This window comes from Shigella sp. SIG6 (assembly GCF_053555815.1).
In genome coordinates, this window is record NZ_JBQZXC010000167.1 from 1 (window position 1) to 6,111 (window position 6,111).

Consider the following 6,111-nt stretch of genomic DNA (forward strand, 5'->3'; position numbering starts at 1 on the left):
TGGTTGTAGACTTGTCTCAGCATATAAGTTGCTGGAATGATTACGGCGGCTGGTACGACACTGATCATATAAACCTGGTACAAGGCTCAGCTTTCGCAGGCTCCCTACAGTCATATAAAGGATCACTGTACTGGAATAATGTGACCTACCCCTTCCCGTTGACGACAAATACCAACGTATTGGATATTGGTGATAAGACACCGATGCCATTACCGTTAAAACTCTATATTACCCCAGTTGGGGCGGCCGGTGGAGTTGTCATAAAAGCGGGGGAAGTCATTGCCCGTATTCATATGTATAAAATTGCAACATTAAGAAGCGGAAATCCGCGTAATTTTACGTGGAATATTATTTCAAATAACAGTGTTGTTATGCCAACAGGCGGCTGCACCGTTGATAGTCGTAATGTCACCGTGGATCTCCCGGACTTTCCTGGAAGCGCAGAAATACCCCTTGGCGTATATTGCTCAAGCGAACAAAAGCTCTCATTTTATCTTTCGGGTGCCACCACTGACAGTAGCCGACAAGTGTTTGCTAACACAGCACCTGATGCAACAAAAGCATCGGGAGTGGGTGTCACTCTAATGCGTAATGGAAAAATACTGGCTACGGGAGAAAATGTCTCCCTGGGGACAGTAAATAAAAGCAAAGTACCTCTGGGTTTAAACGCAACCTATGGACAAACAGGAAACAAGGTTTCAGCCGGAACCGTCCAGTCAGTCATTGGTGTCACTTTTATCTATGAATAATTGTGATTTTGACCTTAGTCTATGCGCTCCATTCACGAAAATTGCGCGGATAATTATTTTGTGAAGGCTATTATCCTACACCTGTAAGAAAATCCGCGCACAATTGAAGCCAGAGTCTTATTTTTTATATTGAAAAATATGTTAATTTAAACACTATGAGAGATGATGCTTAACTTATCGTATTTAATCTATTGTTTAACGATAATAGATTAAAAATAGAAAGAGAGTAGTCCCCTACTCTTATATATCCATGTTGGCGATAATCCCTTTGTATGTACTGTGCATCATCGCTATTACAAATCCTAATAATTCATTTCCACACAGGATAAGTAGATGAAGAAAAAAATTGAATCCTACCAGGGTGCTGCAGGTGGTTGGGGTGCTGTTAAATCCGTAGCGAATGCAGTACGTAAGCAGATGGATATACGCCATGATGTTATTGCCATGTTTGACATGAATAAGCCAGAGGGCTTTGACTGTCCGGGTTGTGCATGGCCAGATCCTAAGCACAGTGCGTCATTCGACATTTGTGAAAACGGCGCAAAAGCAATCGCCTGGGAAGTCACGGATAAGCAGGTAAATGCCTCTTTCTTTGCTGAGAATACGGTTCAATCATTACTTACCTGGGGAGATCACGAGCTTGAGGCTGCGGGGCGTCTCACTCAGCCTTTGAAATATGATGCCGTCAGCGACTGTTACAAGCCATTAAGCTGGCAACAAGCTTTCGACGAAATTGGCGCACGCCTTCAAAGCTATAGTGATCCCAATCAGGTTGAATTCTATACTTCGGGCCGCACTTCCAATGAAGCTGCCTTTCTTTATCAGCTTTTTGCCCGTGAATACGGGAGCAATAACTTTCCCGACTGCTCCAACATGTGCCATGAACCGACAAGCGTGGGTTTGGCAGCGAGTATCGGTGTAGGTAAAGGGACCGTGTTGCTGGAAGACTTTGAGAAGTGCGATTTAGTCATTTGCATTGGGCATAACCCTGGTACAAACCACCCTCGCATGCTGACTTCGTTGCGCGCTTTAGTGAAACGGGGAGCGAAAATGATCGCCATCAATCCTCTACAGGAACGTGGCCTGGAGCGATTTACCGCACCGCAAAACCCGTTTGAAATGCTGACGAACTCTGAGACTCAGTTGGCCAGTGCCTACTACAACGTGCGCATTGGTGGCGATATGGCGTTGCTCAAGGGGATGATGCGCCTGTTAATTGAGCGCGATGATGCTGCAAGTGCCGCAGGTCGGCCCTCATTGCTTGATGACGAATTTATTCAAACGCATACCGTCGGCTTTGACGAGCTACGCCGTGACGTTCTCAATTCCGAGTGGAAAGATATCGAACGTATTTCTGGACTAAGTCAGACACAAATCGCCGAACTGGCTGACGCATATGCCGCTGCCGAACGCACCATTATCTGTTACGGAATGGGGATCACTCAGCACGAACATGGTACCCAGAACGTGCAGCAACTGGTCAATTTGCTGTTGATGAAAGGTAACATTGGCAAGCCTGGTGCGGGTATCTGCCCACTACGTGGTCACTCTAATGTACAGGGCGACCGAACCGTCGGTATCACCGAGAAACCGTCTGCAGAGTTTCTGGCTCGCCTGGGTGAGCGCTATGGCTTCCCCCCACCTCATGCACCTGGACATGCTGCAATTGCCAGCATGCAAGCAATATGTACGGGGCAGGCTCGAGCATTGATCTGCATGGGGGGCAACTTTGCACTGGCAATGCCAGATCGGGAAGCGAGCGCTGTACCGTTAACGCAATTAGATTTGGCGGTACACGTAGCCACTAAGCTTAACCGCTCTCATCTGCTGACCGCACGGCATAGCTATATTCTGCCGGTTCTGGGGCGTAGCGAGATTGATATGCAAAAAAGCGGTGCGCAGGCGGTAACCGTTGAGGATTCAATGTCGATGATTCATGCCTCGCGTGGCGTGTTAAAACCCGCCGGTGTAATGCTGAAATCAGAGTGTGCAGTGGTCGCGGGAATCGCGCAGGCAGCACTACCCCAGAGCGTGGTAGCCTGGGAGTATCTGGTGGAAGATTATGATCGCATTCGCAATGACATTGAAGCTGTGCTGCCAGAGTTCGCCGACTATAACCAGCGCATCCGTCATCCCGGTGGTTTTCACCTGATAAATGCAGCTGCTGAAAGGCGCTGGATGACGCCGTCAGGTAAGGCTAATTTCATTACCAGCAAAGGGCTGTTAGAAGATCCCTCTTCAGCGTTTAACAGTAAGCTGGTCATGGCGACAGTACGCAGCCACGATCAGTACAACACGACGATTTATGGTATGGATGATCGCTATCGAGGGGTATTCGGTCAACGAGATGTGGTCTTTATGAGTGCTAAACAAGCTAAAATTTGCCGTGTAAAAAACGGCGAAAGAGTTAATCTTATTGCGCTTACGCCAGACGGTAAGCGCAGCTCACGCCGCATGGATAGATTAAAAGTGGTCATTTACCCTATGGCTGACCGCTCACTGGTGACCTATTTTCCAGAATCGAATCACATGCTAACACTTGATAACCACGATCCATTAAGTGGCATTCCTGGCTATAAAAGTATTCCGGTTGAATTAGAACCATCAAATTAATGCCTCTTCTCATTTCTTCTGCTGTCATCCCACAGCAGAAGAATTCCTCATTGACTATTATTGCGCAATTTGCTCACATGGATTAAATTAAACTACATACTATAAGATATAAACTTCTGCCTACAGCTGTAAGAAACTCCGCTCAGTACTGAAGCACCAGTCCTATTTCTTCTTTTCTCCAGCCTGTTATATTAAGCATACTGATTAACGACTTTTAACGTTATCCGCTAAATAAACATATTTGAAATGCATGCGACCACAGTGAAAAACAAAATCACGCAAAGAGATAACTATAAAGAAATCATGTCTGCAATTGTGGTTGTCTTATTACTGACACTTACGTTGATAGCCATTTTTTCGGCAATTGATCAGCTGAGTATTTCAGAAATGGGTCGCATTGCAAGAGATCTTACACATTTCATTATCAATAGTTTGCAAGACTGAAAATAAACAGCAAATTATAAATGTGAAATGTTTAAAAGGTATCGATAAAACTTTATTGTTTTAAGGAGATAAAATGTCGCTCGTTTGTTCTGTTATATTTATTCATCATGCTTTCAACGCTAACATTTTAGATAAAGATTACGCCTTCTCTGACGGCGAGATCCTGATGGTAGATAACGCTGTTCGTACACATTTTGAACCTTATGAGCGGCATTTTAAAGAAATCGGATTTAATGAAAATACCATTAAAAAATATCTACAATGCACTAACATCCAGACAGTGACGGTGCCTGTTCCTGCGAAGTTTTTACGTGCTTCAAATGTACCGACTGGATTGCTTAATGAAATGATTGCTTATCTCAACTCGGAAGAACGCAATCATCATAATTTTTCAGAACTTTTGCTTTTTTCTTGCCTGTCTATTTTTGCCGCATGCAAAGGTTTCATTACACTATTAACTAACGGTGTGCTATCCGTTTCCGGGAAAGTGAGAAATATTGTCAACATGAAGCTGGCGCACCCATGGAAGCTGAAAGATATTTGTGACTGCCTGTACATCAGTGAAAGCCTGTTGAAGAAAAAACTAAAGCAAGAGCAAACGACATTCTCACAGATTCTATTAGATGCCAGAATGCAGCACGCAAAAAATTTGATACGCGTAGAAGGTTCAGTCAATAAAATTGCCGAACAATGTGGTTATGCCAGTACATCTTATTTTATTTATGCGTTCCGCAAACATTTCGGCAACAGTCCGAAGAGAGTTTCTAAGGAGTACCGTTGTCAAAGGCACACGGGTATGAATACGGGCAACACGATGAGTGCTTTAGCTATTTGATTATTTGCTAACGAGTAGTCAACCACGCACGCTACGTAAGAATTATATGGGGCAGCCATTCCCTGCCCCGCGTTGTTTTTAGGCGATATATTTATTGAAATAAATAAGTGACATCCATCACATATTTATGCACTTGCATAACCTGTTGCATGATTATTTATGATCTCAATTCGGCATTTTGTCAGTAAAATGCAATAATTTATTAAATATCAATAAATTAGTTGTTTATCGGCGAGAAATTACTTAATAGAACAGAAAGTAATGTCAACGCTTTATGGACTGTTATTTCCCTTTTCTTAGCTAAATCTGCTATCTCTTTATGTGACTAACTTCACTTACATCCACTTATTTCTCTTCGTAAAATTACTTCGGAATTAAGTACAATAAGAAGAGGAACATTTATGAATGTCTGCATTAAAGAAAAGTGTCGTAAGTACCTCGATATCTTTGATACTGGCATCTGGTATGGCTGCATTTGCTGCTCATGCGGCAGATGATGTAAAGCTGAAAGCAACCAAAACAAACGTTGCTTTCTCAGACTTTACGCCGACTGAATACAGTACCAAAGGAAAGCCAAATATTATCGTACTAACCATGGATGATCTTGGTTATGGACAACTTCCTTTTGATAAGGGATCTTTTGACCCAAAAACAATGGAAAATCGTGAAGTTGTCGATACCTACAAAATAGGGATAGATAAAGCCATTGAAGCTGCACAAAAATCAACGCCGACGCTCCTTTCATTAATGGATGAAGGCGTACGTTTTACTAACGGCTATGTGGCACACGGTGTTTCCGGCCCCTCCCGTGCCGCAATAATGACCGGTCGAGCTCCCGCCCGCTTTGGTGTCTATTCCAATACCGATGCTCAGGATGGTATTCCGCTAACAGAAACTTTCTTGCCTGAATTATTCCAGAATCATGGTTATTACACTGCAGCAGTAGGTAAATGGCACTTGTCAAAAATCAGTAATGTGCCGGTACCGGAAGATAAACAAACGCGTGACTATCATGACAACTTCACCACATTTTCTGCGGAAGAATGGCAACCTCAAAACCGTGGCTTTGATTACTTTATGGGATTCCACGCTGCAGGAACGGCATATTACAACTCCCCTTCACTGTTCAAAAATCGTGAACGTGTCCCCGCAAAAGGTTATATCAGCGATCAGTTAACCGATGAGGCAATTGGCGTTGTTGATCGTGCCAAAACACTTGACCAGCCTTTTATGCTTTACCTGGCTTATAATGCTCCGCACCTACCAAATGATAATCCTGCACCGGATCAATCTCAGAAGCAATTTAATACCGGTAGTCAAACAGCAGATAACTACTACGCTTCCGTTTATTCTGTTGATCAGGGTGTAAAACGCATTCTCGAACAACTGAAGAAAAACGGACAGTATGACAATACAATTATTCTCTTTACCTCCGATAATGGTGCGGTTATCGATGGTCCTCTGCCGCTT

General features: G+C 43.6%; 5 protein-coding genes. All 5 read left to right on the plus strand.

Translation table 11 applies throughout. The annotated features are described in order from the left end of the window. Positions 1-749: fimbrial protein (locus ACUU1M_RS18100; RefSeq protein WP_449144719.1), on the plus strand; the 749-nt coding region annotated here is incomplete at its 5' end. Between the two features lie 333 nt (positions 750-1,082). After that, entirely contained in the window at positions 1,083-3,362 is a 2,280-nt protein-coding gene (gene ydeP / locus ACUU1M_RS18105; protein ID WP_000726665.1) for an acid resistance putative oxidoreductase YdeP, read from the plus strand. Between the two features lie 246 nt (positions 3,363-3,608). Next, the gene (gene safA / locus ACUU1M_RS18110) at positions 3,609-3,806 is read left to right on the plus strand and encodes a two-component system connector SafA (RefSeq protein WP_000543382.1); all 198 of its coding nucleotides are present in this window, start codon (positions 3,609-3,611) and stop codon (positions 3,804-3,806) included. Between the two features lie 73 nt (positions 3,807-3,879). Then, positions 3,880-4,641: an acid stress response transcriptional regulator YdeO gene (gene ydeO / locus ACUU1M_RS18115; RefSeq protein WP_000060475.1), complete on the plus strand. Its 762-nt coding sequence runs from the start codon at positions 3,880-3,882 to the stop codon at positions 4,639-4,641. Between the two features lie 405 nt (positions 4,642-5,046). Continuing rightward, positions 5,047-6,111 (plus strand): sulfatase family protein (locus ACUU1M_RS18120; protein WP_449144720.1); only part of this gene is annotated, 1,065 nt, incomplete at its 3' end.

Coding starts and splice junctions, on each gene's coding strand:
- ydeO (WP_000060475.1), top strand. CDS start 3,880: ATGTCGCTCGTTTGTTCTGTTATATTTATTCATCATGCTTTCAACGCT.
- safA (WP_000543382.1), top strand. CDS start 3,609: ATGCATGCGACCACAGTGAAAAACAAAATCACGCAAAGAGATAACTAT.
- ydeP (WP_000726665.1), top strand. CDS start 1,083: ATGAAGAAAAAAATTGAATCCTACCAGGGTGCTGCAGGTGGTTGGGGT.